Source organism: Amycolatopsis sp. NPDC004169, from assembly GCF_040610315.1.
GTDB lineage: Bacteria > Actinomycetota > Actinomycetes > Mycobacteriales > Pseudonocardiaceae > Amycolatopsis.
In genome coordinates this window covers 58,605-84,937 of the sequence record NZ_JBEXMD010000014.1, presented here as the reverse complement: position 1 = coordinate 84,937, position 26,333 = coordinate 58,605, and the positions used below count along the sequence as shown (strand labels likewise).

The following is a 26,333-nucleotide window of genomic DNA, read 5'->3' as shown; positions in this document are numbered from 1 at the left end:
CGGTGAAGTGGCCACCCGGCGGCGGCATCGTCGAGCTGCCGACCGCGCCGGAGGCCACCGCTACCACCGTGACCGGCCTCGACCGGCGCGGAATGGTGGTGGGTTCTGCCGTCGGCGAAGACGGTGTCGCCCGCCCCGTGCTCTGGGAGCACGATCGTGCCGTTGTCCTCCCGTCCCCGGAATTCCGCCTGGGTCGGTGCGGGCAACCGCTCGGGTGTCCACGTAGGCGGCTTCGTCGGTTGGGACGGCAAGAACCACGCGGCCCGCTGGGATCGCGCCGGCCGGATCACCGCGCTGGAGCAGCTGCCGGGCGCCGGCGGTAGCTCAGCGACCGACGTCGACGACACCGGTTTGATCACCGGCAGCGCCGACACCGCTTCCGGCGGAAGCCGGGCGGCCATCTGGGACGAGCGCGGTCGCCTTGACGTACTCCCCGACCTCGGCGGCCGGTACAACTGGGCCGGGACCATCGCGCGCTCGGGCAAGATCCTGGGCATCGCCGATCGCCCCGAGCAGGCCTCGTGCGATTGCCACAACACCGTCTACTGGAACCGGTCCGGCCGGCTCACCGATCTCGGGCTGCCGTTCGGCGCGAAATCGACGTACCCCGACGGCGGCATGAACGACTCCGGGGTGGTCGCCGGGAGCGCTTACTCCGAGGTGCCGGGGGTGCCGCACGCGATCCGCTGGGACCCGCGGGACCGCCCCGCCGATCTGGGGACTCTGCCGGGCGGCAGCTGGAGCAGGGCCCTCGGAATCAACGCTTGCGGCGTGGTCATCGGAGAAGCAGGCACCTCGGACCACGCGACTCACGCCGTGTACTGGAACCCGGCCGGGCAACCCGAAGACCTCGGCGCTCTGCCTGGGGCCACGTGGAGTTCTCCCGCCGCGGTGAACGACCACGACGTGGTGGTCGGTTTCTCCCAAGACCCGCAGACTTTCACCGGGCGCGCGGTCGAGTGGCGGCGCCGGTAGCCGGTTCAGCAGATCCGGGGCAGTTGCTCGCCGATGAGCATGTCGACCACCCGCGTCGAGCCCACGAGGGTGCGGGCGACGACCCGGGCCGGGCCGCCGGGCGGCCCGACCGTGCCGATCGCCCGCGCTTCGCGGCCGGCCGGGTCCGCGCGCATCGCCGCCAGCACGGCGTCGGCGGCCGCCGGGGCGACGAAAGCGACCAGGCAGCCCTCGTTGGCCACGTGCAGAGGATCGAGGCCGAGCAGTTCGCACGCCGAGGCCACCGCGGCCGGCACCGGCAGCCCGGGCTCGTCGATCTCCACCGTCACGTCCGAGGCTTCGGCGAGTTCGTTCAGCGCCGAGGCGAGACCGCCGCGCGTCGGGTCGCGCAGCGCGTGGACCTCGTGGCCGCCCGCTTCGACCATCGCCGCGACGAGCCGGTGCAGCGGGCGGCTGTCCGAACGGATGTCCGCTTCGAAACCGAGGCCTTCGCGGACGCTGAGGATCGCCGTCCCGTGGGCGCCGATCGGGCCGGACAGCAGGACGACGTCGCCGGGCACGCCGCCCGCCGCCGTCGGGGTCGCGGACGGCAGCCGCCTGCCGATGCCGGTGGTGGTGAGGTAACAGCCGTCGGCGGCGCCGCGGCCGACCACCTTCGTGTCGCCGGTGACGACGCGGACGCCGCACTCCCGCGCCGCGGCGGCCACCGAGGCCGTGATCTCGCGCAGTTCGGCGAGCGGCAGGCCTTCTTCGAGCACGTACGCCAGCGTCAGCGCGACCGGCCGGGCGCCGCGCATGGCGAGGTCGTTGACCGTGCCGTACACCGCCAGCGAGCCGATGTCGCCGCCCGGGAAGAAGCGGGGCGTGACCACGAAGCCGTCCGTGCTGACCACCAGGTCGGCGCCGACCAGCGCGGCGTCCTCGAGCGGGCCGCGCTCGCCCAGTTCGCCGGTGATCACGGTGGTGAGCAGGTCGGCCATCAGCCGGCCGCCGGAGCCGTGGCCGAGCAGAATGCGTTCGGTCTCGGCCCCGGGGAGCGGGCAGGTGAGCTGCTCGGGATCGATGGTCGTCATCGTGCCTCCACAGGGGGTTTCCGGCGACCCGCGTGGTGGAACGCCGCGCACGTGCCTTCGGTCGACACCATCGGCGCCCCCAGCGGGCTGAGCGGGGTGCAGCGGGTGCCGTAGGCCGGGCAGTCGGTGGGAACGGCGATTCCCCGCAGGATCCGCCCGGCAATGCAGTCCGGGTGCTCGACGGCGGGTGTCCCGCCGGCCGGGAAGCGCGCTTCGGCGTCGAAAGCGGCGAACTCGGCCGTGAGCGCCAGCCCGCTCGCCGGGATCGGGCCGATCCCGCGCCAGGTCCGTTCGCTGACCCGGAAGACTCGGCGCACGGCCTGCTGCGCGGCGGTGTTGCCGTCCCGCCGGACGGCTCGCGCGTATTGGTTCTCCACCGCGGCACGGCCGGCTTCCAGCTGCCGGACCGCCATGACGATGCCTTCGAGCAGGTCCAGCGGTTCGAACCCGGTGACCACGACGGGAACTCCGTAGCACCGCGCGATCGGTTCGTACTCGGTCCAGCCCATCACCGCGCAGACGTGGCCGGCGGCGAGGAAGGCCTGCACCTGGTTGTCGGGTGCGTCCAGGATCGCGGTGATCGCGGGCGGCACCAGGACGTGGCTCACCAGCACGGAGAAGTTCCGCAGGCCGGTGGCGGCCGCGTGCAGCACGGCCATGGCGTTGGCCGGCGCGGTGGTCTCGAACCCGACGGCGAAGAAGACAACCTGCCGGTCCGGGTGCTCGCGGGCGATCCGGACCGCGTCGAGCGGGGTGTACACGACCCGGACGTCGCCGCCGCGGGCCTTCACGCCGAGCAGGTCTCCCGCGGTGCCGGGCACGCGGAGCATGTCGCCGTAACTGGTGAAGATCACGTCCGGGCGGGCCGCGATGGCGACCGCCGCGTCGATCGTGGCCAGCGGGGTGACGCAGACCGGGCAGCCGGGGCCGTGGATCATCCGGATGCCGGCCGGCAGCAGCTCGTCGATGCCCTGGCGGACGAGCGTGTGCGTCTGGCCGCCGCAGACCTCCATGATCGCCCACGGCCGGGTGGCCGTCGCCCGCAGCTCGGACAGCAACCGGCGGGCCAGGACGGGATCGCGGTACTCGTCGAGGTACTTCACGGCGCGAACTCCGGACCCAGCTCGCCGGCCAGTGCGTCGGGGATCGCGCGGAGCACCTCCAGCGTCCGGGCGGCCTCGACCTCGTCGACCTGGCTGATCGCGAAGCCGACGTGCACGATCACGTAGTCGCCCACCTCGGCTTCGGGCGTGTAGGCGAGGCACACCGGCCGCCGGACGCCGTCGAAGTCGACGGTGCCCATCCGCAGGTCCGGGGCGCCGGTCAGGGCGACGATCCGCCCGGGCACGCCGAGGCACACCGCGCTCACCTCCCGGTGATCCGGGCGCAGGCGATCGCCGCCTGGCCGTAGCTGATGCCGCCGTCGTTCACCGGAACGCGTTCGCCCAGCAGCGGCCGCAAACCCGCGGTGGCGAGCCCGTCGACCACACCCGCGGTGAGCAAGCTGTTCTGGAAGACTCCGCCGCCGAGGCAGACGACGTCGGTGCCCGAGGCGCGGGCGGCCTTCACCGCGAGCGTGACGACGACCTCGGCGATCGTGCGGTGGAACCGCGCGGCCACCTCCCCGGCCGGGGCGTCCGCCGCGGACCGCAGGGCGTCGCGGAGCGTGGGGACGGGGTCGTACACCCACAGGCCGTCCCGCTCGTGCAGCTCCCATTCGAGGGCCTTCTGCGTGTCGTACCGCATGGCCGCCGCCTCCAGGCGGACGGCCGCTTCGCCTTCGTAGCTGTTGTCGTCGCACAGGCCGAGCAAGGCGCTGACGGCGTCGAAGAGCCGCCCGGCGCTGGAGGCCCGCGGACAGTTGAGGTTTCGCGCGATCATGGTGCGGACAATGGTGTGCTCCTGACTGTCCACTCGGGACAGCAGGGCGCCGGCGAGGTGCTCGGGCACCGGGTCGCCGAACGATTCGGCCCCGTAGAGGTAACCCAGCGCCATGCGGGCCGGACGGCGCACCGCGGCCGTGCCACCCGGCAGCGGGGCGGTGGCGAACCGGGCGAACCGCCGGAACTCCCGGTAGCCGGCGAGGAGCACCTCACCACCCCAGAGCGTTCCGTCGTCGCCGAGCCCGAGCCCGTCGAGCGCCACCCCGACGAACGGCGTCGAGACGCCGTGTTCCGCGGCGGTGGCGGCGACGTGGGCGTGGTGGTGCTGCACGCCGATCCGGCGCCCGGCGGGCCAGCGCCGGGCGTACTGGGTGGACAGGTAGCCCGGGTGCAAGTCGTGGGCGCACCACGCCGGCTCGGCGTCGAGCCAACGGGCGAGGTCCGCGGCGGTGCGTTCGAAGGCGGCGAGCGTCCGGGCCTCCTCGAGGTCACCGGTGTGCGGCCCGAGGTGGGCCAGCCCGTCGCGAGCGAGCGCGCAGGTGTGCTTGAGCTGCGCGCCGAGAGCGAGCAGCGGTTCCGGGGCGGCGAACGGCAGCGGCAACGGCGCCGGCGCGTACCCGCGCGCCCGCCGGATCGTCGTGGTCCGGCCGTGCCGTGCCCGCACGACGGAGTCGTCGGAGCGGCACCAGATCGGCCGGTCGTGACCGAGGACGCCGTCGGTCACCGGTCCCAGGGTGACGAGCGCTTCCGCGTCGTCGACGACCATCGGGCCGCCCGCGCGGTTGCCGCTCGTGACGACCAAGGGGCGCCGGAGCTCGGCCAGCAGCAGGTGGTGCAGCGGGGTGGTCGGGAGGAACACACCGATCTCGGCCAGTCCGGGGGCGATGCCTTCGGCCAGCGGTGCGCCGGGGCGGCGGGGGAGCAGGACGATCGGTGCCTCGGCCGAAGTGAGCACAACGGCGGCGTGCTCGTCCACTTCGGACAGAACGCGGGCTTCGGCGAGGCTGCGAGCCAGCACGGCGAGTGGCTTCGCGGGCCGGTCTTTGACGCGCCGGAGCCGGTGCACCGCGGACTCGTCGGCGGCATCGCAGACCAGCTGGTAGCCGCCGAGCCCCTTGACCGCGGCGATCCCGCCGCCCGCGACGACGGCGCAGGCGGCGGCGAGGGCGTCTTCGCCGTGGACGCCGGGCGCCCAGCGCAGCCGGGGCCCGCACGCCGGGCAGGCGATGGGTTCGGCGTGGAACCGCCGGTCCGCCGGGTTCCGGTACTCGGCTTCGCACGCCGCGCACAGCGGGAACGCGCGCATCGCCGTCCGCGCGCGGTCGTAGGGCAGCCGCCCGAGGATGGTCGCGCGCGGCCCGCAGGCGGTGCAGGTGAGGAACGGGTAGCGGTAGCGGCGGTCGGCCGGGTCGAACAGTTCGCGGACGCACTCGACGCAGGTCGCCAGGTCCGGCGGGACCTCACCCCCGCGGCCTTCGACACTGGCGGCGACGCGGAAGCCGGGGCCGAGCGTCACCCGGTCGGTCAGCACGGTGACGTCGATGCCGGTCACTCGGGACTGCGCGGGCGCGGCTGCGGTGAGTCCGGCGACGAAGTCGGCCACCCGGCCACCCGCCGCGCGGATCACGACGTGGCCGCCGGCGTTGCGCACGTCCCCGCCCACACCGAGTTCGGTGGCCAGGCGGTGGACGAACGGCCGGAAGCCGACACCCTGCACGGTCCCGCGCACGTCGATCCGCAGCCGGTCACCGCCCGGTGTCTCCGCCATGCCGCCTCCCGCGTCCCGGGGCACCACGGTTCCCGCCGGGCCGCCCGGCCGACAGAGCACGAAGTACCCGTGGCGATGACCTTCGGCCCTAGGCCCGTCGCCGGCGCCGCCGGTTCAGTGGCCCCCGGGAGGTCCGATGACGAGCGACGGCACGGTGACGATCGACCTGGCGGGACTCGGCGGGCTGGTGGACGCCCTGATCCGCGACGGCTACCGGGTGATCGGGCCGACCGTGCGCGACGACGCGATCGTGCTCGCCGAGCTGGACTCGGCCGAGCAGCTCCCGGCGGGGTGGGGCGTCACCACGGGACCGGGCCGCTACCGGCTCCGGCGGCGCGAAGACCGCGCCGTGTTCGGGCATTCGGCGGGCCCGCAAGGGTGGAAACGGTACCTCCACCCGCCGCGCCGCAAACTTCTCGAAGCCACCGTGGACGGCCGGTTCACCGCCGGGGAACCCGACCGGACGCGCTACGCCTTCCTCGGGGTACGCGGGTGCGACCTCGCCGCGATCGCCGTCCTCGACCGCGTGCTCGGCGGCGGCGCGCACCCCGACGGCTCGTACCGGCGACGCCGCGCCGAACTGTTCGTCGTCGCCGCCAACTGCACCGAGCCGGGCGAAGTCTGCTTCTGTGCCTCCATGGGCACCGGCCCCGCGGCCGGCCCCGGGTACGACCTGGCCCTCACCGAGCGCATCGACGGGGACGGGCACCGCTTCGTCGTCGACGTCGGCAGCCCGGACGGCGCCCGCCTGCTGGCCCAGGTCGGTACGCAACCGGCCCGCGGTGCCGAAGTCCGCGCGGCCCGCGAAGCCGTCGCCGCCGCGGCGGACCGGATGGGCCGGGTGATGCCCGCCGTCGACCTGCCGTCGGTGATCCGGGAAAGCCGCGAGTCCCCGCTGTGGGAAGAGGTCGCGAGCCGCTGCCTCACCTGCGCCAACTGCACCATGGTCTGCCCGACGTGCTTCTGCACCACCACCGAGGACGTCACCGACCTGTCCGGCGAACACGCCGAACGCCACCAGCGCTGGGCGTCGTGCTTCGAACTCGATTTCTCGTACGTGCACGGCGGCAGTGTCCGGACGTCCGGGGCGGGCCGCTACCGGCAGTGGTTCAGCCACAAGCTCGGCACCTGGCACGAGCAGTTCGGGATGTCCGGCTGCGTCGGCTGCGGCCGGTGCATCGCCTGGTGCCCGGCGGGGATCGACATCACCGAGGAAGCGGCGAAGCTGGCCGGGGGCTGCTCGTGACGGCCGAAGCGATGGTGCCGGTGCCGTACCGGGTCGCCGGGCGGGTCGTGGAGACCGCCGACTCGGTGACGGTGCGGCTGGAGCCGGTCGGCGAGCCGGTGCCGGAAGCGCGGCTCGGGCAGTTCATGATGCTGTACGCCCCGGGGATCGGCGAGGTGGCGATCTCGGTCAGCGGACCCGGGCCGATGCACACCATCCGCGCCGTCGGTGCGGTCAGCCGGGCGCTGCACGACCTCACCCCGGGCCGGGTGGTCGGCGTACGTGGCCCGTACGGCACCAGCTGGGACGTCGAGGACGCGGCCGGGCACGACGTGGTGATCGTCGCCGGCGGTGCCGGGCTGTGCCCGTTGCGGCCGGTGCTCACCGCGGTGCTCGCCGACCGGGTCCGGTACCGCCGGCTGGTCGTCGTGGCCGGGGCCCGGACCCCGGCGGAGTTCCTGTTCCCGCACGAGCTGGCCGCCTGGGCGCGGCGGCACGACGTCGAGGTGCTGCGGACGGTCGACCGCCCGGCCGAGGGCTGGACCGGACCGGTCGGCTTCGTGACCGAGCCGCTGTCGGCCCTGGAGCTCGACCCGGCGGCCACGCGCGCGTTCCTCTGCGGCCCGGAACCGATGATGCGTGCGTGCGCGGAAATCCTGCTGGCGAAGGAAGTCCCCGCGGCGGCGATCCGCGTTTCCCTGGAACGCGCGATGAAGTGCGGTATCGGCCTGTGCGGCCACTGCCAGCTCGGGCCGCTGCTGGTCTGCCGGGACGGCCCGGTCGTCGACTACACCGTCGCCGGTCCGCTGCTCGCCGTGAAGGAGCTGTGATGACGACGCCGACCCTCGCCGTCTGGAAGTTCGCCTCCTGCGACGGCTGCCAGCTGAGCCTGCTCGACTGCGAGGACGAACTGCTGGAGCTGGCCGGGAAGGTGCGCATCGCGCACTTCCTCGAAGCGTCCGGCACCGTGGTGCCCGGACCGTACGACGTGTCGCTCGTCGAAGGATCGATCACCACCCCGGCCGACCTGCGGCGCATCCGGGAGGTCCGGGCCGCTTCGAAGGTGCTGGTCACGATCGGGGCCTGCGCGACGGCGGGAGGTGTCCAAGCCCTGCGGAACTTCGCCGACGTCCGGGAGTTCGCCTCGATCGTCTACGCGCACCCGGAGTACATCGACACGCTGGCGACGTCGACGCCGGTGGCCGCCCACGTCCGGGTGGACCACGAGCTGCACGGCTGCCCGATCGACCGCGGCCAGCTGCTCGGCACGATCACCGCGCTGCTCGCCGGGCGCGCGCCGGACCTGCCGGACACCAGCGTCTGCACCGACTGCAAGCGCCGCGGGCTCACCTGCCTGCTGGTCGCCGACGGCACGCCGTGCCTCGGCCCGGTCACCCGCGCGGGCTGCGGTGCGCTCTGCCCGGGCGTCCACCGCGGCTGTTTCGGCTGCTTCGGGCCGATGGCGAAACCCAACACCCCGGTGCTGATCCCGCTGCTGCGGTCACGTGGGATGAGCGAGGCCGACGTCGACCGGGTCTTCAGCACCTTCACCGTCACGGAAACGCGCCGGGAGGAACCGTGAGCCACCGCAGCCGGCAGCTGAAGGTCAGCTCGCTGGCCCGCGTCGAGGGCGAAGGCGCGTTGCGCGTGCAGATCGCCGACGGGCGGGTCGAACGGGCCGAGCTGAACATCTACGAGCCGCCGCGGTTCTTCGAGGCGTTCCTGCGCGGCCGGGCGCACACCGAACCTCCGGACATCACCGCCCGCATCTGCGGCATCTGCCCGGTGGCCTACCAGACGAGCGCGTGCGACGCGATCGAAGACGCCTGCGGCGTCACCCTCGACCCCGGGATCGCCGAGGCGCGGCGGCTGCTCTACTGCGGCGAATGGATTTCCAGTCACGCCTTGCACATCTACCTGCTGCACGCCCCGGACTTCCTCGGCCACCCGGACGCGATCAGCCTCGCCACCCGGCACCGCGACGTCGTCGAACGCGGCCTGGCCCTGAAGAAGGCCGGGAACACGCTGCTGGAGACCATCGGCGGCCGGGCGATCCACCCGGTCAACGTCCGGGTCGGCGGGTTCTACTCGCTGCCCACCCGGGCGGACCTCCGCCCGCTCGACGAGACGCTGCGGCGGGCCCTCGACGACGCCCTCGCGACCGTGCGGTGGACGGCCGGGTTCGAATTTCCCGACGTCGAACTGGACCACGACCTGCTGGCCGCGTCCGAGCCGGGCCGCTACGCCATCGCCGACGGCAGCCTGCACACCGCCTCGGGCCTCGCGTTCACGCCGCAGGAATTCCCGGACCACGTCGTCGAAACGCATGTCCCGCACTCCACGGCGCTGCACGCGTCGCTCGACGGCCACCGCTACCTGACCGGGCCTCTCGCGCGGTACACCCTCAACTCGGCGCAGCTGTCGGAGACCGCGCGGCAGGCCGCGGCCGAGGCGGGATTGGGGCCGGCGTGCCGCAACCCGTTCCGCAGCATCCTCGTCCGCGGGGTCGAAATCGTGCACGCGATCGAGGAAGCGCTGCGGATCATCGAGGCGTGGGAACGTCCGCCGCGGGCCTTCGTGGAGGTGCCGCCGCGCGCCGGAACCGGCCACGGGATCAGCGAAGCCCCGCGAGGCACCCTGTACCACCGCTACGAACTCGGTGCGGACGGCCTGGTCCGCACCGCGACCATCGTCCCGCCGACGTCGCAGAACCAGGCCGCGATCGAGGCCGACCTGCGACGGGTCGTCGAGGACCACCTCGACCTCGGCGACGCCGAGCTGACCACGCTGGCCGAACGCACGATCCGCAACTACGACCCGTGCATCTCGTGCGCCGCGCACTTCCTGGACATCACCTGGGAGCGCCGGTGATCCGGGCGGTGGTGATCGGCGTGGGCAACGAGTACCGGCGTGACGACGGTGTCGCGGTGGCGGTGCTGGCCGCGCTCGACGCGGACCCGATCCCCGGTGTCCGCACCGTCCTGTGCGACGGCGAACCGGCGGCCCTGCTCGACGCCTGGTCCGATGTGGACACGGCGGTGGTCGTCGACGCCGTGCTCTGCGAGCCCTCGACGCCGGGTCGCGTCTGGACGTCCACTGTGGATGGGTGGCCACCCCGGGCGAGCTCGGCGAGCTCCCACGCACTGGGCATCCCGGACGCGGTCCGGCTCGGCGCGGCGCTCGGCCGGGTCCCGGAGGAGCTGGTCGTGTACGCGGTCGAGGCGGCCGATCTGGACCTCGGGACCGGTCTCACCCCGGCGGTGCGGGCCGCCGTCCCCGAGGTGGTCCGAGCGGTGCGGGACCGGCTCGGGGCTTCGCTCACCGGATAGCCGAGAACGTTCCGTCGCCGGTCGCGACGCCTCCTCGGGGCACCCGCGGAACCTGCGGCTTCTTCGGCGGCGGCGTCGAGGATGCGGTGGTTTTCGGGACGACGGTGAAGGTGGTGGTGAGCGTGCGGTACGCGATCAGGCCGTTGCCACCGCGGCCTTCGCAGCGCACCGACACCGAGTACCGGCCCGGCGGCACGGTCCGCACGGTCGCGGGCAGGTCGGCGGTCGAGCGCAGCGGGTCGACGGCTCCCGAGACGGCCAGCGCCGTCGACTCGACGGGCAGCAGCGGCCGGAAGTGGAACGGCTGCTCTTCCGGGCACACGATCCGGACTTCGACCTGGGCTCCGGTGGCACCTCTGGCCGGTTGCACGGAAAGGCTGCCTTCCGAGGCGGCGATCGCCGCGGGGGAAAAGCCGAGCAGCAGCGCGGTCGCCAGCACGATGGCTCCTGGATGGCGAGACATGACCCTCCCTCTCGTCCGGATCCGCCCACCGTCGTCCGGCGGTGGGCGGACCGGAAGAGTACAAAGCCATCCGTGGTGGGTCCGAGGTCCTCCGTCCGACGGACCGCCGTAGTCTGCGGCAGGCCGACGGTGGCCACGTCGACACGCCTTGCCTCGGACGCCGGGCGGACGGGGTCAGCCGTCCGAGTCGCCCCCGGCCGGCGCTGAGCCGAATTGGCCCTGCCAGGTGGCCTGGGCGCCGGAATCGCCGATGCGGTAGATGTCGAAGACCGCCGCTCCGGCGGCCGCGATGGAGAGCACCGCCACCACGACCGTGACCGCCGTCGAAGCCGGGGCCAGGAACGTGCGGCCCGAGCGCCCGGTTTCCCGGCGGCGCCACCACACCAGCAGGGCCAGCACGGCCACCGGGAGCGCCACCCAGATCGCCGTGTCGCCGAGCTCGGTGTGGGTGCGCACCAGCGGGGTCCGCGCGACGCGCCGTTCGAGCCATTCGCCCGCGTCGGTGGTGATCGGGACCAGGATCACGACGAGGACCGACAGGATCGCGTTGGGACCGGCGAGCTTGGCGCGCGCGGCCGGCCACAGCGCGCTGAGGACCAGGAGCAGGGCGGACAGCGGGAGCAGCACGACGATCGCGTGCACGAGCAGGATGTGGGCGGGCAGGCCGTTGACGGTGGTCATGGTGTCCTTCGTGGAGGGATGCGGGGGCAGGGACGCGGGCTTCCTCAGGGCGCCCGGGCGAGCGCGGCGACTTCGTAGCCGGGAGCCCGGCCGGCCACCCAGTCCGCGACGTCCTCGCCGCCCCGGGCGAAGGCGGCGGTGGCGAACACGTCGGCCCACAGGAGCGTCGGCCCGGTGACCGTGACGGCCTGGAGCCCACCGGGGCAGGTGCCGGTGTGCGGGTCGACGATGTGGTCGCCCCGGGCGGCCGTTCCGGAGGTGGCGACGCCGCCGGTGCGCACGTCGAGGATGGCCAGGAACGCCGCCGGATCCGTGGGATCTTCGACGGCCACCCGCCACGGCGGCGCCGTCGTCACGCCGACCCGGGCGGCGATGTCGCCGCCGACGTTGAGGTAGTGGTCGAACCCGCACAGCCCGGCGAGGCACGCCGTGGCCTTCTCCGTGGCCCAGCCCTTCACCAGCCCGGACGGGTCGAAGCCGCCCGGCAGCCACGCGTCGAAGTAGCCGTCCGTGCGGTCGCGTGCTTCGTCGCACAGCGCCAGGACTTCGGTGAGCCACGGGTGCCGGTCCTCGCGAGGGAGCTCGCCGCGGCGGAACGCGCTGACCTGGCTGTCCGGCCGGTAGGTGCTGAACAGCTCGTCGACGGCCCGCAGGTGCCCGAAGACCGCCGCCACGGCCGGTTCGACGCCCGCGGTGGAGTCGATGCGCCGGCCGCGCAGGTGGAGGCTGGCCTGGGTGCCCATGACGGGCCGCGTCCAGGATCGCCGGGGCGCGGCCGTCACCGGTGGGCCTGGTCGATCGCCGACTGCAGGGACTGCTGGTAGCCCTCGGAGGTGTAGGTGGCGCCGCTGACGGTGTCGATCTGCGCGCTCTGGGCCTGCAGCGTCTCCTGGTTCAGCTCCGGCACGGCCGCGGAGTTGATCCGGACGTCACGGCCGCTCTCCTGCGGGTAGTCGATGGCGTCCGCCGCCGTGATGCGGCCGCCGGTGACGGTGATCCGGACCTGGACCGGGCCGTAGCGGGTGTCGGCGGCGTCGCCGGTGAACGTCCCGTCGCCGCCGGCGGCGGTGGGCGGGTTCGCCGGACGGGACGGCTGGGGCCGCCCGGTCGCGACGGGCGTGGCGTCCGTGCTGGTCCGGTAGCTGAACAGCAGCACGACGACCGACACGGTCGCCGCGGCGGCGATGGCGATCCGGCGCATCGAAGTCTCCTTTCCTACCAGGCGAACCGTTCGCAGTGGACGCGGTCGGCGGGCACACCGGCGCGACGGGCGCTGCCGAGGACCGCGCCGGTCCAGGCGTCGGGCCCGCAGACGTAGACGTCGTGGTCGGCGATGTCGGGGACGAGGTGGCGCAGCACCTGCTCGTCGGGCACCGGCGCGTACCCGGCGGGCAGCCAGGACGCCCGGTCCCGCGAACGCCGGCCGAGCAGGTGGTGGATGCGGACTCCGCGGCTCGCGGCGAGGTCTTCGAGCTCCCGGCGGAACAGCAGGTCCGCCTGGCGCCCGGCCCGCTGGAACAGCACCGCTTCCCCGGGCCGGTAGGGGAGTTCCTCCAGCAGCGCGCGCAACGGCGTGATCCCGATCCCGGAAGCGAACAGGGCGATCTTCCGTCCTTTCCGGACAGTGGCGGTCAACCGGCCGTAGGGTCCTTCGAAGAACGCCCGCGTGCCCGGCGCCAGCGTGGCCAGGCGGCGGCTGCCCGGGCCGAGATCCTTCGCCGAGATCCGCAGCCCGTACCCGTCGGGGGCGGCTGACAGCGAGAACGGCTTGCCGCGCGTCCAGCCGGGGCCGTCGGCGAAGCGCCAGACGAAGAACTGGCCCGCCGCGACGGGCAGCCGGTCGAGGTCCCGGCCGCGCAGGTACACCGAGACGACCCCGCGGCCTTCGGGCACGACCTGCTCGACGACCAGCCGGTGCCGCGCGTTGAGCCACATCGGCCGCGCGACGCGGAACACGAGCACGGCGCCCGCGGCCGTGGCGTAGGCGGTCCACCAGAACGCCGTCGCGACCGGGGAAGCGGTGAAGTCGGCGCCGGTCCAGAGCTGGTGCGGCAGGGCGAGCCCGGCGCCGAGGTAGGCGTAGAGGTGCAGCAGGTGCCAGGACTCGTAGCGCAGCCGCCGCCGGGCCGCGCGCACCGACGTCACGGCGACCATGCCCAGCGCGGCGGTCCCGGCGGCGGCCAGGAGCATGCCCGGATAGGTCGTCACCAGCGTCCAGGCTTCGCCCAGCACCCCGGAACGGTCGGTGGCGGCGTAGCCGAGGGTGATCAGCACCAGGTGCGCGGCCAGCAGCGCGATCGAGGCGAAGCCGGCGATCCGGTGCCGCCGGGCCAGCTCGTCCTGGCCGTAGCTGCGTTCCACCCACGGGATCCGGGCCATGAGCAGCAGCTGCAGGAGCAGCAGGTCCGCCGACAGCAGGCCGGTGAGCCGTCCGGCGGAGGTGAAGAAGTCGGAGCCGAGGTCCTGCACCCCGCGGCCGGACACCCAGAGCGCGACCACGAAGAGCACGCTCGCCCAGGCCGTGAGCCCGGCCGCGTCGCGCCACCACACGCGGACGGTGGGCCGCGCGAGGCGGCGGGTGGCGAGCGTGGTGGCGGACATCGGACTCCTCGGGGGTGATCGCCGTCCACCCTTCCGAAGCCCGGTTAGCCGTCGACGTGACGAGGGTGAGAGTTCGGTAAGAGAAGATCCGCGCCGACGGTGAACCCGACCACGGCGCCGCCGCCGGGGCGCGGCCCGGCGAAGACGGACCCGCCGTGGGCCAGCGCGATGTCCCGCACGATGGCCAGCCCGAGGCCGGAGCCGGGCAGCCCGCGGGCGCCGTCGGCGCGGTGGAAGCGGTCGAACACGCGGGCCACGTCGTCGTCGCCGATGCCCGGGCCGCGGTCGAGCACCTCGACGCGGCCGTCGCGCACGACGACCTCGATCGGACCCTCGGGCGCGAACTTCACGGCGTTTTCCAGCAGGTTCGTCACCGCCCGCTCCAGCGCCTTCGCCTGCCCGGTCAGCGCGGACGCGCCGGCCTCGACGGTGACGGCCCGGCCGGACCGCCGCCGGACGCGCTCGGCGGCCCGGCCGGCGATCTCGCCCAGCTCGACCGGCCCCGGTTCCTCGGCCTCGTAGCGGCGGGTGGCCAGGTCCACGAGCTCATCCACCAGGTGGGTCAGCTCGCGGGTCTCGCCGTCGACGTCGTCGAGCAGGCGGGCGCGGGAGTCCGGGCTGAGCTCGGCGAACCGGCGCAGGACGCTGGCGTTTGTACGCAGGCTGGTCAGGGGAGTCCGCAGCTCGTGGGCGGCGTCCTGGACCAGGCGTTCCTGGTCGGCGCGGGCGTCGGCGAGCCGGCCCAGCATCCGGTCGAACGACGTTGCGAGCCTGCCGACCTCGTCGCGGCCACCGGTCGGGACGGCGACGTCGTCGAGGCGGCCGTCGCTGACCTGCTCGGTGACGTCGGTCAGCCGGACCAGCCGTCGGGTGATCTGCCGGGCCAGCAGCCACCCGGCCAGTGCCGCGGCGGCCAGCACCAGGGCGCTGACGCCGGTGATGCGGGCGGCCAGGCCCTTGAGGACGTGCCGGGACTCGTCGACGTCGATGCCGAGCTGGATCGCGCCGCGGCCGGGCCCGAGGGCCACGGTGATCACCCGGTAGTCGTCGCGGCCCGCGGTGAAGTTCGTGTAGCGGTGATCGCCGAGAGCGCCGGTGGCGGCGAGCGCCCGGTCGTCGTCGCCGGTGTCGAGGCGCACCGGCCGCCCGCCGAGGGGCCGGGTGCTGCCGTCCGGGGCGATCGCCTGCGCCACCATGGGCTGGGCTTCGTCGTGGTCGTCGTCATCGGGACCGCGGGTGACCGGGCTCGGGGCGAGGACCTGCGTCGCCCCGGCGGCGACTTCCGCCGACGTCGTGAGCAGAGACCGGTCGAGTTCGGCGTTGATCCGCTGGGACGCGGCCTGGTAGCTGAAGACGCCGACGAGGATCGCCGCGGCCGCGCCGACCCCGGCGAAGGCGATCGCGAGCTTGCTGCGCAGGTTCATGCCGGCCGCACCGAGTAGCCGACCCCGCGGACGGTGTGGATCAGCCCGCTCGCCCCGGCCTGCTCCAGCTTGCGCCGCAGGTAGCCGATGTACACGGCCAGGTTCTTGGAGTCCGCGCCGAATTCGTAGCCCCAGATCCGCTGGTAGATCGTGCTGCGGTCGAGCACGATCCCGGCGTTGCGCACGAGCAGTTCCAGGAGATCGAACTCCGTTTTCGACAGCGTGATCTCGGTGCCCTGCCACCACACCCGCCGCGCCGCCGGGTCGACCGCCAGCTCGCCCAGCCGCAGCGTGCGCCGCGCGTCCGGCTCCGGCGACGTGCGGCGAAGCAGGGCCCGCAAGCGGGCGAGGAGTTCGTCGAGCTCGAACGGCTTGGGCAGGTAGTCGTCGGCTCCGGCGTCCAGCCCGGCCACCCGGTCGGGGGTTTCGACGCGGGCGGTGAGCATGAGGATCGGGGTGAGGTCGCCTTCGGCACGCAGGACACGGCAGACGCCGAGGCCGTCGACGCCGGGCATCATCACGTCGAGGACGATCACGTCGAACTCGTCCCGCCGGGCCGTGGCCAGCGCGCCGACGCCGTCGGACACCTCGGTGACCTGGTAACCCTCGAGGTCGAGCGCCCGGAGCAGCGATTCCCGGATGGCGCGGTCGTCGTCGGCGAGCAGGACACGGTGTGGCATGGCCGCCATCATGCCTGCGCCCGGGCGTCCCGTCCCGCCAGGTGTCCGGCCCGTCCGCGGAGGTTAGCGGCCGGTAAACGACATCCGCTCCGCGGCCAGGATTCTCGTTTTCCGGAATTCTCCGGGCGATCCCTCCTCCGTTCGGTGGCTCCGCCGCCCGGATGCGGGATGTCAGCCTGAGCGGGTCGTCCCGGGTCCACCGCCCCCGGCGCGGGGTGACGCAGTCAGGGAAGCACCGCCGGCGGCCTCGCCCCCCGGGCCGCCGGCGGTGCCGTGGTCCGATGTGGACGGTGCGGGCACTCGACCCCGGTCGGCCGGGCCGCCCGGCCGTCCACGGTCAGGGTGGACCGCGAACCGCGGGCTCTCCCGCCCATCGTCGACTTGCCCGCGGAGGTCGAGCATCCGGACTGGTGACCTCCGCCCGCCTCGTCCGACAGCCGATGGCCACCGCGCTGCGGAACCGCCCGGAGACCGGGTCTGCCGTGCGAACGGGGTATTGCCCGGGTGACCGTTGTCGAGCAGAGTGTTCCGCGCGGGGCGCGGGGAGTGGCTGTGGTGGGCGAGAAGCTGGGTAAGCCGGCGCTGTGGTTCGCGGTGGCGGCCATCGGGTACGCGGCCGGTTCCCAGGTCGCCTTCACCGTGCTCGATTCCGGCGGCGGGGGCCCGACCTTCTTCCCGTCGGCGGGCTTCAGCCTGGCCCTGCTGTGCCTGCTGCCGCGGCCGTTCCGGCGGTTCGCCTGCCTCGGTGTCGCGGTCGCGGAAATCCTCGTCGACCTGGCCGAGGGACTCGGCCCGGTCGCCGCGGCCGGGTTCGCCGTCGCGAACACCGCCGAGCCGGTGCTGGGCGCGCTGCTGCTGGGCGCGGCTCGGCCGACCGGGACCTGGCGCGGGCTCGCCCGGTTCGTGGCCGCGGGGGTGCTCGGGGGTCCGGCCGCGGGCGCGGTGCTCGGGGCGACCACCGCCACCCTCGCCGGTGGCGCGACCGACGGCTGGTGGGCCGTGGCCGGCCGGTGGTGGCTCGGCGACGGGCTGGGGGTCCTGGTGATCGGCACGGCGCTGCTCGTGTGGTGCAGCCGTGAACCGGCCGGGGTGCGGCGCGCCGGGGGCGTCCTGGCGGCGGCCGCGATCGGCGGGCTCGCCGTCCTCGTGTTCTGGGCGGACCTCGCGGTGGCCGGGTACGCCGGCGTGGTCGTGCTCGGCTGGGTGGCCCTGTGGTGGGGACCGCGGGCCGTGAGCGCGGCCGGCGTGGTGGTCGCCTTCGTGGCGACGACGGCCACGGCCGCCGGCCGGGGACCGTGGGCCGGTGTCGCTCCGGCGTCCGGGCTCGTCCACCTGCAGGTGCTGCTCGCGGTCGTGCTGCTCACCATGCTGGTGCTCGCGGTGACGGTCACCGAACGGGACGCCGCGGTCCGCGGCGCGACGGTCGCGGAGGAACGGCGGCGCCGCGCGGAATCGGTGGCCGAGGCCGAGCACGCGGCGCACGAGCGGGCGCGGCTGCTGCAGGCCGTGGCGGGCGGGCTCGGCGTGGCGACCGGGATCGACCGGATCGTGACGGTGTTCGTCGACGTCCACGCGGGTGCGCTGGCCGCCGCGGCGGTGGGGGTCCGCGATGACGGGGGCGGGCTCGAAGCCCGGATCGCCACCGCGACCGGTCCGGTGAGCAGGACGGCGGTCCCGGCCGAGACGGCGGAGGCCCGCGTGGTGCGCGACGGCGAACCGCTGTTCCGCACCGGCGGCCATCCGATCCCGGGAGGGGCGGAAACCGGTGCGGCGGCGATCCTGCCGTTGGAGACGACGGGTGCGGTCTTCGGGTTCCTCGGGCTCTACTTCCGGGAGCCCGGTGCCGGACCCGGTGCCCAGCGCACCCTGCTGCTGACGATGGCCGCCCAGGCCGCCCAGGCGGTGCACCGCGTGCGGCTGTACGAAGCCGAGCAGCGCCAGCGCCGCCGGGCCGAAGACGGCGAACGGCGGCAGCGGCTGATGAGCGACCTGATGTCGACGTTGAGCACGCCGGGCACCACGGCCGAACGCGCGCAGCGCCTCGCCGACGCGCTCGTGCCGGCGTTCGCGGACTTCGCGGTCGCCCAGTTCGGCGATGCGGGCGACACGGTCGCGGTCTCGGCGGGCGACCCGGCCGCGGCCGCCGCGCCGGGCGGCGGCCTGCCGGTCGTGAAGACCGTGCTGGCGACCGGGGAACCGCAGGGCACCGGGGCGCTGATCGGCGTGCCCCTGACCGCCGAGGGTGCCGTGCGCGGCGCGCTCGTGCTGGGACGCCCGGGCTCCGGACCGCGGTTCACCGGAGAGGACCTCGTGCTGGCGGAGGACCTCGCCGCCCGTGCCGGGCTGGTGCTGCACGCGGCGCGGGTCGCGGACCGCGAACGGTCGGTCGCCTGGACGCTGCAGACCAGCCAGCTCCCGCAGCGGCCGGCCCTCCCGCGGGGGGTGGCGGCCGCCGCGCGGTACCGGCCGAGCGAGCGGAACCTCTCGATCGGGGGCGACTGGTACGACCTGGTCACCCTGCCGGACGGACACCTCACGGTCACCATCGGGGACGTCGTGGGCCACGGCCTGCCGGCGGCCGCGGTGATGGGGCAGATGCGCAGCGCGGCGACCGGGCTCATCCTCGCCGGTCTCCGCCCCGCCGCGGTCCTGGACCGGCTGGACCTCGTCGCCGGGCGCACGGCCGGCGCCGAGCACGCGTCCGCGCTGGTCGCCGAGCTGGACCCGGTGACGGGCCGGTTCCGCTACGCGGCCGCCGGGCACCCGCCGCCGGTGCTCGTCGCCCCGGACGGCACGGTCGCCCTGCTGGACGGGGCCCGGTCGCCGCTGCTCTGCCTGCCGCCGCGGCACGGGCGCCCGGAAGCCGAACTCACCGTGCTGCCGGGCTCCGCGCTCGTCTGCTACACCGACGGGCTGATCGAGCAGAACCGGCTGCCCCCGCACGAGGCGTTCGCCGGGCTGCTGGCCGCGGCGACCCGGTACGCCAGGGCCGCGCCGGAGGACCTGTGCGACGGCCTCGTCGACGTGCTGGTGGGGGACACCCCGGCCCGGGACGACATCGCCCTCGTGTGCCTGCGCTACCTGCCGGTGCCGTCGGCGCGCCCGGCGCCGGCCGAACTGCCCGAGCGCGGCTTCAGCTCCGGTCTCGGTACGGCCGGGTGAGATCGGCGAAGGACCCGATGACGGCGGGCCGTTGCTCGACGATCGCCAGTGCGTAGGTGAGCACGAGGTGTGCGGTGCGGGCCTGTTGCGCCTCGGGCTCGTCCGCCGGGCGGCGGCCCAGGAGCAGGTTCGCTTCGTGACGCAGCCAGCGGTTGCGTTCGCGGCGGAGGAGGGCGGCTTCCGGCTGCGGGGCGGCGGGTTCCGGGAAGAGGGTGTCGGACATCGGTGGATCTCCTCGAAAACGGCGTGCTGTGGCCAGGTTAACGAGGCGGGAGCCGATTCGCTGCCGGATGCATCAATGAAATTTCTTTGTTTTGTGGTATCTCGGCGTTGATTTCGCGCGTCGATTTATCGGAGTCGGAAAGTGTCCGGCCGTTTTCGTGCGCTTCCTGCGCGGCAACGAAGCTGCGGGGTGGACGGCGTCGTGATTCTCGGCTGTGGTCTATTTCGGCAGCGGAGAATCTTCGCCGCGTTCGACTGTCCGGTGGCCGTTTTCTTCCGGTCGGCGTGGCGGGTGCGGGGCGTGCCGGGCGTTGCCCTATCTTTGCGCGAACGATGCGGAAGATCGCCTGTGCGGCACGAGAAGGCTGCCGCGGTGAGGCACGGGCGCCGGGAGACTAGATGAGCTAAAATCTAGTTTAACGAGATATTTTGGAATTGATCTTGTGGGTTGTGGGGTATGGAACGTCTGGCTGAGCAGCTGAGAGCGGTGATCGTGGCCACCGACGAATATCGGCGTGCCATGGCGTCGGCCTTCGGGGTCGGCGTGCACGAAGCGGCGGTGCTGGGCGAATTGCTGCACGAGGGGCCGTTGCCGCCGTCCGCGCTGGTGAAGCGGTTGGGTATCGCTTCGGCGAGCGTGACCGCGCTGCTCGACCGCCTCGAAGCGGCCGGCTACACCCGCCGCGAGCGGCACCCGACCGACCGGCGCAGTGTCCTGGTCGTCCTGACCCCCGGCGGCCGGGCGGCCATCCAAGCGAGTTTCGCGCTGTTCTCGGCCGACGTCTACCAGGCGGTCGCGCACTCGGAACCCGAGCACATCCGCGAGTTCACCGTCGTCCTCGCCAGGGTCGCCCAGGGACTGCGAGAGCGCGCCGCTCAGCCCGGCGCCCTGACCGAGGCGCTCACCGAACAGGTCCGGTCCGCCGGGAAGGAAGACCACCCGGCCGGGTAGCCGCGGTCAGGACTCCCCGGTCTCGCGGGAAGCCCGGTACTTCACCAACCGCGTGGCGACGAAGAGGGCGGCCACCGCGACCGCGCCGAGGGTCGCCAGCAGGCGGTTCACGTCGACCGCCGGCTCCCAGCGGAGCTTGCCGTCCTTGATGACGTAGGCCCCGACCGGCTTGGCCGACAGCCCGAACCCGCCGCCTTCGCCGGAGCGGCCCTTCTCGTCACGGCTGTCGCCGCCACCACCGCCGGTGCCGACGGCCGACGCCACGATCACCGTGACGCCGTCGACCTCGTACGGCTCGCCGTAGACCATCCTGGTCTCCAGCCCGTCCTTCGCCTTCGCGAGCAGTTCGTCGACCTTCATGCGGCGAAGTCTCCCCGCCGGTCGCCCGCCGGCCCCAGAGCCGATGGTCCCCTGCGCGGGTGACCGAGGGCCCCGGTGCCGGTGGCGTTCGCCCGCGGTGGTGGTCACCCGCCCGCGATTTGCTGGGCGCACACGAAATCAGCGACTCCGGAGGCCGTCATGGCGCACCGTCCCCCGCTGGCCGAGCTCGGGCTGAACACCGGCAAGAAGACCCGGCTGCACCGCATCCTGCACGAGCACGGTCTCCGCAACGGCACCGCGTTCTTCCTGCCCTACGACCAGGGCCTGGAGCACGGTCCCCGTGATTTCTTCGCCAACCCGGCCGCGGGCGACCCGAAGTACATCCTCAAGTTGGCGGTCGAGGGCGGCTTCAACGGCATCGCGATCCAGATCGGGCTGGCGGAAAAGTTCTACTGGGACTACGCGGGCGAGTTGCCGCTGGTGCTGAAGCTCAACGGCAAGACCGAGATCCCCTCCGACGCCGAGGCCCTGTCTCCGCTGCACGGCAGCGTCGAGGACGCGGTCCGGCTCGGTGCCGACGCCGTCGGCTACACCCTCTACGTCGGAACTCCGGCGCAGGAGCAGGACTTCGCGCAGCTGCGGCAGGTCCGGGCCGACGCGCACCGGCTCGGCATGCCGCTCGTCGTCTGGGCCTACCCGCGCGGCTCGGCCATCGAAGCCAAGGGCGGCCGCGACTCGTTCTACGCCGTCGACTACGCCGCCCGGACCGCGTCCGAACTCGGCGCCGACGTCGTCAAGGTCAACTTCCCGCACCCGGCGAAGATCGACAACGTGCCCGGCGCCTACGCACGGGAAATCACCGGCCAGGAGGCGATCGACGCGGTGGTCCGGTCGGCCGGGCGGACGCTGCTGCTGGTGTCGGGCGGCAGCAAGGCCGGCGATGACGCCATGCTGGAGAAAGCCCGCGAAGCCATGGAAGCCGGCGCGACCGGGCTGATCTTCGGCCGCAACGTCTGGCAGCGCGACCACGACGAATCCCTGCGGTTCGTCTCTGCGCTGCGGGACATCCTCGCCAAGTACCCGAGCGCATGAGCACCACCATGTCCTTCGGGGGTCCGGGTGGCGAAGCCCCCGGCCCGGGGCGAAGCCCCGATGTCACCGAAGTGCGCATCCACGGCCGCGGGGGCCAGGGCGTGGTGACCGCGGCCGAGCTGCTGTCGGTGGCCGCCTTCACCGAAGGGCGGCACGCGCAGGCGTTCCCCAGCTTCGGCTCGGAACGCACCGGCGCGCCGGTCGTCTCGTTCTGCCGGATCTCCGACGCGGTCATCCGCACGCGGGAGCCGATCGTTGCGCCGGACGTGCTGATCGTCCAGGACGCCACGCTGCTGCACCAGGTGAACGTTTTCGAAGGCTTCGGTCCTGGCGGCTACCTGCTGATCAATTCCGCCCACGGCTTCGCCGAACTGGGGCTGGCCGAGTTCACCGAGGGGTTCCGGCCCGAGCGGCTGCTCGTCGTCCCGGCGACCGAGCTGGCCCGCGAGCACCTCGGCCGCCCGGTGCCGAACGCCGCGCTGCTCGGCGGGTTCGCCGCCCTGACCGGGATCGTCGGCCTCGCGAGTGTGCTGTCGGCCATTTCCGGCCGGTTCCGCGGCCCGGCGGTCGAAGGCAACCTCGCCGCGGCGACCGGGGCTTACGAATTCGTGCGCGCCGAACGGGAGGAGCTGGCCGGTGCTCAGGCAGATTGAGGGCTCCCGGGCCGTCGCCGAAGCCGTGGCGTCGTGCCGGCCGGAGGTCGTCTGCGCCTACCCGATCTCGCCGCAGACGCACATCGTCGAGGGCCTTGCCGAACTGGTGAAGTCCGGGACGCTCGCGCCGTGCGAGTTCGTCAACGTCGAGTCGGAGTTCGCCGCGATGTCCGTGGCCATCGGCGCGTCCGCCGCCGGGGCGCGGGCCTACACCGCGACCGCCAGCCAGGGCCTGCTGTACATGACCGAGGCGGTGTTCAACGCCGCCGGCCTGGGCCTGCCGATCGTGATGACGGTGGCCAACCGGGCGATCGGGGCACCGATCAACATCTGGAACGACCAGAGCGACAGCATGGCCCTGCGCGACGCCGGCTGGATCCAGCTCTACGCCGAAACCAACCAGGAGGCCGCGGACCTGCACGTCCAGGCGTTCCGGATCGCCGAGGAGCTGTCCACGCCGGTGATGGTGTGCATGGACGGCTTCGTGCTGACCCACGCCTGGGAGCCGGTGGACGTCCCCGGCCAGGACGCGGTCGACGCGTTCCTGCCGCCGTACGAGCCGCGCCAGGTCCTGGACCCGGCCGAGCCGTCGTCGATCGGCGCGATGGTCGGGCCGGAGGCGTTCACCGAGGTGCGCTACCTCGGGCACGCCCGTCTGATGGAGGCGCTCGACGTCGTCCCGGACGTTGCCGACCGGTTCGCCGAGGCGTTCGGCCGCAACTCCGGCGGCCTGACCCGTTCGTACCGCACCGAAGACGCGGACACGATCGTCGTCGCGCTCGGCTCGGTGCTGGGCACGCTGAAGGACACCGTCGACGCACTGCGCGATGACGGCCTGCGCGTCGGTGTGCTGGGGCTGACGTGCTTCCGGCCGTTCCCCGCCGATGCGGTGCGCGCGGCGATCGGCCACGCCCGACGCGTCGTCGTGCTGGAACGGGCCTTCGAGGCCGGCGTCGGCGGGATCGTCACGCAGAACCTCGTGGCGGCGGCTCCGGCGGCCGAGGTCCACGCCGTCATCGCGGGTCTGGGCGGGCGGGCGATCACGAAAAAGTCCCTGAGCCGGGTGCTGCGGGAGGCGGACCGGTTGCCGCCGTTGACTTTCCTCGACCTCGACCGCTCGCTGATCGACCGGGAGCTGGGCCGCCTCGCGGCAGGCCGCCGGTCGGGTCCGACGGCCGAAAACCTCCTGCGCGACCTCGGTGCGGTCGCCTCGCGAATCGGGTGATGACAGATGGCGGTGACGCCGATCAAGTTCTACCAGACCGGCAGCTTCGCGGTCGGTGGCCGGCTGCTCGGCGACGACCAGCGCAGTGTGCAGTCCGGCCGGCAGCGGATCAACTCGATCGACTGCGGCCACCGGGCGTGCCAGGGCTGCGGTGAGGCGTTGGGCGCGCGGTACGCACTCGACGCGGCCATGCGCGCGACCGGGAACCGGATGGTGGCGGTCAACGCCACCGGGTGCCTGGAGGTCTTCTCGACGCCGTACCCCGAGACATCGTGGCGGATCCCGTGGCTGCACTCGCTGTTCGGCAACGCGCCGGCCGTCGCGACCGGGGTGGCCGCGGCGCTGAGGGCCAAAGGCCGGACGGATGTCCGCGTGGTCGGGCAGGGCGGCGACGGCGGGACCGTCGACATCGGCTTCGCGTGCCTGTCCGGGATGTTCGAGCGGAACGACGACGTGCTGTACATCTGCTACGACAACGAGGCGTACATGAACACCGGCGTCCAGCGCTCCGGCGCGACGCCGCCGGCCGCCCGCACGGCCACCACCCCGGCGGTCGGCGCGGAGCCGGGTGCGGTGTTCGGGCAGGGCAAGAACGTGCCGATGATCGCGCTGGCCCACGAGATCCCGTACGTGGCCACGGCGACCGTCGCCGACCTGCGCGACCTCGAAGCCAAGGTGACCCGGGCGATGGAGTTCCGCGGCGCCCGCTACCTGCACGTCCTGGTGCCGTGCCCGCTCGGCTGGGGCAGCGCTTCCCACGACACGATCAGGATCGCGCGGCTGGCGAAAGAAAGCGGGATCTTCCCGGTGTTCGAAGCCGAGCACGGTGAGATCGTCGCGACCTCGAAGATCCGGCACCGGGTGCCGGTCGAGGACTACCTGCGGCGGCAGACCCGGTACGCCCACCTCTTCGGCGACCCGCCGCGCACGGACGTCATCGAGAAGATCCAGGCGCTCGCCGACCGCAACGTCCGCCGGTTCGCCCTGCTCGAGGAGGTCTGATGGAGCACGAAAAGCCGTTCGCGATCACCCTCGACGTCGGCTCGAGCCGGGCGAACAAGACCGGCGCCTGGCGTTCCGAACGGCCGGTCTACGTCGACCTGCTGCCGCCGTGCAACCAGGCCTGCCCGGCCGGCCAGGACATCCAGAAGTGGCTCTACCACGCCGAATCGGGCGACTACGAGACCGCGTGGCGCGGGATCATGGCCGACAACCCGTTGCCCGCGGTGCTCGGCCGGATCTGCTACCGCCCGTGCGAGAGTGCCTGCAACCGCGGCCAGCTCGACGAAGCCGTCGGGATCAACTCGATCGAACGGTTCCTCGGTGACGAGGGAATCGAGCAGGGCTGGACGATCCCGGTCGCCGAGCCGAGCGGCAAACGGGTGCTCGTCGTCGGCGCGGGCCCGGCGGGCTTGTCCGCCGCCCACCACCTGGCCCGGCTCGGGCACGCTGTCGTCGTCCGCGACGCCGAAGCCGCTCCCGGCGGGATGATGCGCTACGGCATCCCGCGCTACCGGCTGCCGCGCGAAGTCCTCGACGCCGAGATCCGCCGGATCGCCGACATGGGCGTCGTCTTCGAGCAGAACAGCCGGGTCACCGACGTCGTGGCGGCGAAAGCCGGGTTCGACGCCGTCTTCCTCGCCGTCGGTGCCCAGGTCGGCAAGCGCGCCTACATCCCGGCGGGCGACACCGCGCACGTCCTCGACGCGATTTCGCTGCTGCACGACGTGGAAACCGGGGAGCAGCCACTGCTCGGCCGCCGGGTCGCCGTCTACGGCGGCGGCAACACCGCGATGGACGCCGCCCGCACGGCCAAGCGGCTCGGCGCCACCGACCCCGTCGTCGTCTACCGCCGGACGCGAGCGCAGATGCCCGCGCACGAGTCCGAGGTGACCGAGGCGGTCGAAGAAGGGGTGTCGATGCGCTGGCTGTCGACGATCAGCGAGATCGACGGCGAAGGCATCACCGTCCAGAAGATGCGCCTGGACGAGTCCGGGTTCCCGCAGCCGACCGGCGAGTTCGAACGGCTCGCCGCCGATACCGTCGTGCTGGCACTCGGCCAGGACACCGATCTGTCCTTAATGGACGAGCTCCCGGACGTCGAGCGCGCCGACGGCGTCGTGCGCGTCGGCCCCGGCATGACGACCGGGCACCCGGGCATCTTCGCCGGCGGGGACATGGTGCCCTCGGGTCGGACGGCGACCGTCGCGGTGGGCCACGGGGCCAAGGCGGCCCGCGAGATCGACGCGTGGTTGCGCGGGCAGGCCGTCTCCGGGCCGCCGGCGCGGCGCGAGGCGACCTTCGACAACCTCAACACCTGGTACTACAGCGACGCCGACCGGACCGTCCGGCCGCACCTGGACCTGTCTCGGCGCGTGTCGACGTTCGACGAGATCAAGGGCGGGCTCGACGCGTCGACGGCGTTGTTCGAAGCACGCCGCTGCCTGTCCTGCGGCAACTGCTTCGAATGCGACAACTGCTACGGCGTCTGCCCGGACAACGCGGTGCTGAAGCTCGAACCGGGGGACCGGTACGCGATCGACCTCGACTACTGCAAGGGCTGCGGGATCTGCGTCGCCGAATGTCCCTGCGGCGCCATCGAAATGGTGCCCGAAGAAACCTGAG

At 73.4% G+C, this 26,333-nt stretch carries 26 protein-coding genes; 13 read left to right on the top strand and 13 right to left on the bottom strand.

All coding sequences use genetic code 11. The features are described from left to right. Positions 1 to 162 precede the first annotated feature (162 nt). Positions 163 to 975 carry a hypothetical protein gene (locus ABZX11_RS20680; RefSeq protein ID WP_354915032.1) on the top strand — a complete coding sequence of 271 codons (813 nt, stop codon included), beginning with the start codon at positions 163 to 165 and terminating at the stop codon, positions 973 to 975. Positions 976 to 980: 5 nt separating this feature from the next. Here the strand turns inward: ABZX11_RS20680 and hypE are convergent, their stop codons facing one another. From hypE to hypF, 4 genes are read right to left on the bottom strand one after another with little or no spacing between them, the layout of a single operon-like run. Beyond that, entirely contained in the window at positions 981 to 2,027 is a 1,047-nt protein-coding gene (gene hypE, locus ABZX11_RS20675; RefSeq protein ID WP_354915029.1) for a hydrogenase expression/formation protein HypE, read from the bottom strand. Beyond that, the gene (gene hypD / locus ABZX11_RS20670) at positions 2,024 to 3,130 is read right to left on the bottom strand and encodes a hydrogenase formation protein HypD (RefSeq protein ID WP_176177097.1); all 1,107 of its coding nucleotides are present in this window, start codon (positions 3,128 to 3,130) and stop codon (positions 2,024 to 2,026) included. Before hypD ends, hypE begins: the two co-directional genes overlap by 4 nt. After that, positions 3,127 to 3,396, bottom strand: a complete 270-nt coding sequence (locus ABZX11_RS20665) for a HypC/HybG/HupF family hydrogenase formation chaperone (RefSeq protein ID WP_354915025.1) — start codon at positions 3,394 to 3,396, stop codon at positions 3,127 to 3,129. The genes hypD and ABZX11_RS20665 overlap by 4 nt, the downstream gene beginning before the upstream one ends. Continuing rightward, positions 3,393 to 5,678 (bottom strand): carbamoyltransferase HypF, encoded by a 2,286-nt coding sequence (gene hypF / locus ABZX11_RS20660; protein WP_354915022.1) that lies wholly within the window; start codon positions 5,676 to 5,678, stop codon positions 3,393 to 3,395. The genes ABZX11_RS20665 and hypF overlap by 4 nt, the downstream gene beginning before the upstream one ends. Positions 5,679 to 5,814: 136 nt before the next feature. Between hypF and ABZX11_RS20655 the strand changes: the two genes are divergently transcribed. The 5 genes from ABZX11_RS20655 to ABZX11_RS20635 are packed head-to-tail and all read left to right on the top strand — an operon-like array spanning position 5,815 to position 10,232. Beyond that, positions 5,815 to 6,924: a 4Fe-4S dicluster domain-containing protein gene (locus tag ABZX11_RS20655; RefSeq protein WP_354915019.1), complete on the top strand. Its 1,110-nt coding sequence runs from the start codon at positions 5,815 to 5,817 to the stop codon at positions 6,922 to 6,924. Continuing rightward, positions 6,921 to 7,733, top strand: a complete 813-nt coding sequence (locus ABZX11_RS20650) for an FAD/NAD(P)-binding protein (RefSeq protein WP_254897349.1) — start codon at positions 6,921 to 6,923, stop codon at positions 7,731 to 7,733. Before ABZX11_RS20655 ends, ABZX11_RS20650 begins: the two co-directional genes overlap by 4 nt. Further along, a complete protein-coding gene (locus ABZX11_RS20645; RefSeq protein ID WP_176177100.1) occupies positions 7,733 to 8,485 on the top strand; it encodes an oxidoreductase in 753 nt (250 codons plus the stop codon). Before ABZX11_RS20650 ends, ABZX11_RS20645 begins: the two co-directional genes overlap by 1 nt. Continuing rightward, positions 8,482 to 9,774, top strand: a complete 1,293-nt coding sequence (locus ABZX11_RS20640) for a Ni/Fe hydrogenase subunit alpha (RefSeq protein WP_354915014.1) — start codon at positions 8,482 to 8,484, stop codon at positions 9,772 to 9,774. Before ABZX11_RS20645 ends, ABZX11_RS20640 begins: the two co-directional genes overlap by 4 nt. Further along, positions 9,771 to 10,232 carry a hydrogenase maturation protease gene (locus ABZX11_RS20635; protein ID WP_354915011.1) on the top strand — a complete coding sequence of 154 codons (462 nt, stop codon included), beginning with the start codon at positions 9,771 to 9,773 and terminating at the stop codon, positions 10,230 to 10,232. Before ABZX11_RS20640 ends, ABZX11_RS20635 begins: the two co-directional genes overlap by 4 nt. On the opposite strand, the gene ABZX11_RS20630 is transcribed toward ABZX11_RS20635, so the two are convergent. From ABZX11_RS20630 to ABZX11_RS20600, 7 genes are all read right to left on the bottom strand, one after another. Further along, positions 10,222 to 10,695, bottom strand: coding sequence for a hypothetical protein (locus ABZX11_RS20630; RefSeq protein WP_354915008.1), 474 nt, complete (start codon positions 10,693 to 10,695; stop codon positions 10,222 to 10,224). The genes ABZX11_RS20635 and ABZX11_RS20630 overlap by 11 nt on opposite strands. Positions 10,696 to 10,869: 174 nt before the next feature. After that, on the bottom strand, positions 10,870 to 11,376 hold the full coding sequence (locus ABZX11_RS20625) for a DUF2231 domain-containing protein (RefSeq protein ID WP_354915004.1): 507 nt from the start codon (positions 11,374 to 11,376) through the stop codon (positions 10,870 to 10,872). Positions 11,377 to 11,420: 44 nt separating this feature from the next. After that, on the bottom strand, positions 11,421 to 12,119 hold the full coding sequence (locus tag ABZX11_RS20620) for an FAD:protein FMN transferase (RefSeq protein WP_354915001.1): 699 nt from the start codon (positions 12,117 to 12,119) through the stop codon (positions 11,421 to 11,423). A 35-nt stretch (positions 12,120 to 12,154) separates the two neighbouring features. Further along, entirely contained in the window at positions 12,155 to 12,577 is a 423-nt protein-coding gene (locus ABZX11_RS20615; protein ID WP_354914998.1) for an FMN-binding protein, read from the bottom strand. A gap of 14 nt (positions 12,578 to 12,591) precedes the next feature. Continuing rightward, positions 12,592 to 13,977 (bottom strand): ferric reductase-like transmembrane domain-containing protein, encoded by a 1,386-nt coding sequence (locus ABZX11_RS20610; RefSeq protein ID WP_354914995.1) that lies wholly within the window; start codon positions 13,975 to 13,977, stop codon positions 12,592 to 12,594. Positions 13,978 to 14,021: 44 nt separating this feature from the next. Next, positions 14,022 to 15,401, bottom strand: a complete 1,380-nt coding sequence (locus tag ABZX11_RS20605; protein WP_354914992.1) for an ATP-binding protein — start codon at positions 15,399 to 15,401, stop codon at positions 14,022 to 14,024. Beyond that, complete coding sequence (locus ABZX11_RS20600; protein ID WP_303247019.1) at positions 15,398 to 16,090, bottom strand: response regulator transcription factor; 693 nt, start codon at positions 16,088 to 16,090, stop codon at positions 15,398 to 15,400. Before ABZX11_RS20600 ends, ABZX11_RS20605 begins: the two co-directional genes overlap by 4 nt. Before the next feature lie 546 nt (positions 16,091 to 16,636). Between ABZX11_RS20600 and ABZX11_RS20595 the strand changes: the two genes are divergently transcribed. Next, positions 16,637 to 19,243 (top strand): SpoIIE family protein phosphatase, encoded by a 2,607-nt coding sequence (locus ABZX11_RS20595; RefSeq protein WP_354914988.1) that lies wholly within the window; start codon positions 16,637 to 16,639, stop codon positions 19,241 to 19,243. Here the strand turns inward: ABZX11_RS20595 and ABZX11_RS20590 are convergent. Further along, positions 19,215 to 19,466, bottom strand: a complete 252-nt coding sequence (locus ABZX11_RS20590) for a hypothetical protein (RefSeq protein WP_176177114.1) — start codon at positions 19,464 to 19,466, stop codon at positions 19,215 to 19,217. The two genes, ABZX11_RS20595 and ABZX11_RS20590, sit on opposite strands and share 29 nt — an antisense overlap. A gap of 456 nt (positions 19,467 to 19,922) precedes the next feature. On the opposite strand from ABZX11_RS20590, the gene ABZX11_RS20585 reads away from it, so the two are divergent. Continuing rightward, positions 19,923 to 20,417: a MarR family transcriptional regulator gene (locus ABZX11_RS20585; protein WP_354914985.1), complete on the top strand. Its 495-nt coding sequence runs from the start codon at positions 19,923 to 19,925 to the stop codon at positions 20,415 to 20,417. A 6-nt stretch (positions 20,418 to 20,423) separates the two neighbouring features. On the opposite strand, the gene ABZX11_RS20580 is transcribed toward ABZX11_RS20585, so the two are convergent. After that, a complete protein-coding gene (locus ABZX11_RS20580) occupies positions 20,424 to 20,777 on the bottom strand; it encodes a spore germination protein GerW family protein (protein ID WP_176177116.1) in 354 nt (117 codons plus the stop codon). Between the two features lie 159 nt (positions 20,778 to 20,936). Here ABZX11_RS20580 and ABZX11_RS20575 point away from each other — a divergent pair, with 159 nt between their 5' ends. From ABZX11_RS20575 to ABZX11_RS20555, 5 genes are read left to right on the top strand one after another with little or no spacing between them, the layout of a single operon-like run. Beyond that, positions 20,937 to 21,830: a fructose-bisphosphate aldolase gene (locus ABZX11_RS20575; RefSeq protein ID WP_354914982.1), complete on the top strand. Its 894-nt coding sequence runs from the start codon at positions 20,937 to 20,939 to the stop codon at positions 21,828 to 21,830. After that, positions 21,827 to 22,483: a 2-oxoacid:acceptor oxidoreductase family protein gene (locus ABZX11_RS20570; protein WP_354914979.1), complete on the top strand. Its 657-nt coding sequence runs from the start codon at positions 21,827 to 21,829 to the stop codon at positions 22,481 to 22,483. Before ABZX11_RS20575 ends, ABZX11_RS20570 begins: the two co-directional genes overlap by 4 nt. Then, positions 22,467 to 23,708 carry a transketolase C-terminal domain-containing protein gene (locus ABZX11_RS20565; RefSeq protein ID WP_354914976.1) on the top strand — a complete coding sequence of 414 codons (1,242 nt, stop codon included), beginning with the start codon at positions 22,467 to 22,469 and terminating at the stop codon, positions 23,706 to 23,708. Before ABZX11_RS20570 ends, ABZX11_RS20565 begins: the two co-directional genes overlap by 17 nt. Positions 23,709 to 23,714: 6 nt before the next feature. Then, positions 23,715 to 24,710 carry a thiamine pyrophosphate-dependent enzyme gene (locus tag ABZX11_RS20560; protein ID WP_354914973.1) on the top strand — a complete coding sequence of 332 codons (996 nt, stop codon included), beginning with the start codon at positions 23,715 to 23,717 and terminating at the stop codon, positions 24,708 to 24,710. Continuing rightward, positions 24,710 to 26,332: an NAD(P)-binding protein gene (locus tag ABZX11_RS20555; protein WP_354914970.1), complete on the top strand. Its 1,623-nt coding sequence runs from the start codon at positions 24,710 to 24,712 to the stop codon at positions 26,330 to 26,332. The genes ABZX11_RS20560 and ABZX11_RS20555 overlap by 1 nt, the downstream gene beginning before the upstream one ends. The last annotated feature ends 1 nt before the right edge of the window (position 26,333 follow it).

Excerpts from the sequence above, each read along its gene's own strand:
- ABZX11_RS20610 (WP_354914995.1), bottom strand. The coding sequence starts at position 13,977 with ATGTCCGCCACCACGCTCGCCACCCGCCGCCTCGCGCGGCCCACCGTC.
- ABZX11_RS20585 (WP_354914985.1), top strand. The coding sequence starts at position 19,923 with ATGGAACGTCTGGCTGAGCAGCTGAGAGCGGTGATCGTGGCCACCGAC.
- ABZX11_RS20655 (WP_354915019.1), top strand. The coding sequence starts at position 5,815 with ATGACGAGCGACGGCACGGTGACGATCGACCTGGCGGGACTCGGCGGG.
- ABZX11_RS20580 (WP_176177116.1), bottom strand. The coding sequence starts at position 20,777 with ATGAAGGTCGACGAACTGCTCGCGAAGGCGAAGGACGGGCTGGAGACC.
- ABZX11_RS20630 (WP_354915008.1), bottom strand. The coding sequence starts at position 10,695 with ATGTCTCGCCATCCAGGAGCCATCGTGCTGGCGACCGCGCTGCTGCTC.
- ABZX11_RS20615 (WP_354914998.1), bottom strand. The coding sequence starts at position 12,577 with ATGCGCCGGATCGCCATCGCCGCCGCGGCGACCGTGTCGGTCGTCGTG.
- ABZX11_RS20625 (WP_354915004.1), bottom strand. The coding sequence starts at position 11,376 with ATGACCACCGTCAACGGCCTGCCCGCCCACATCCTGCTCGTGCACGCG.
- ABZX11_RS20560 (WP_354914973.1), top strand. The coding sequence starts at position 23,715 with ATGGCGGTGACGCCGATCAAGTTCTACCAGACCGGCAGCTTCGCGGTC.
- ABZX11_RS20575 (WP_354914982.1), top strand. The coding sequence starts at position 20,937 with ATGGCGCACCGTCCCCCGCTGGCCGAGCTCGGGCTGAACACCGGCAAG.
- ABZX11_RS20605 (WP_354914992.1), bottom strand. The coding sequence starts at position 15,401 with ATGAACCTGCGCAGCAAGCTCGCGATCGCCTTCGCCGGGGTCGGCGCG.
- ABZX11_RS20590 (WP_176177114.1), bottom strand. The coding sequence starts at position 19,466 with ATGTCCGACACCCTCTTCCCGGAACCCGCCGCCCCGCAGCCGGAAGCC.
- ABZX11_RS20555 (WP_354914970.1), top strand. The coding sequence starts at position 24,710 with ATGGAGCACGAAAAGCCGTTCGCGATCACCCTCGACGTCGGCTCGAGC.
- ABZX11_RS20600 (WP_303247019.1), bottom strand. The coding sequence starts at position 16,090 with ATGGCGGCCATGCCACACCGTGTCCTGCTCGCCGACGACGACCGCGCC.
- ABZX11_RS20620 (WP_354915001.1), bottom strand. The coding sequence starts at position 12,119 with ATGGGCACCCAGGCCAGCCTCCACCTGCGCGGCCGGCGCATCGACTCC.
- ABZX11_RS20645 (WP_176177100.1), top strand. The coding sequence starts at position 7,733 with ATGACGACGCCGACCCTCGCCGTCTGGAAGTTCGCCTCCTGCGACGGC.
- hypF (WP_354915022.1), bottom strand. The coding sequence starts at position 5,678 with ATGGCGGAGACACCGGGCGGTGACCGGCTGCGGATCGACGTGCGCGGG.
- ABZX11_RS20570 (WP_354914979.1), top strand. The coding sequence starts at position 21,827 with ATGAGCACCACCATGTCCTTCGGGGGTCCGGGTGGCGAAGCCCCCGGC.
- hypE (WP_354915029.1), bottom strand. The coding sequence starts at position 2,027 with ATGACGACCATCGATCCCGAGCAGCTCACCTGCCCGCTCCCCGGGGCC.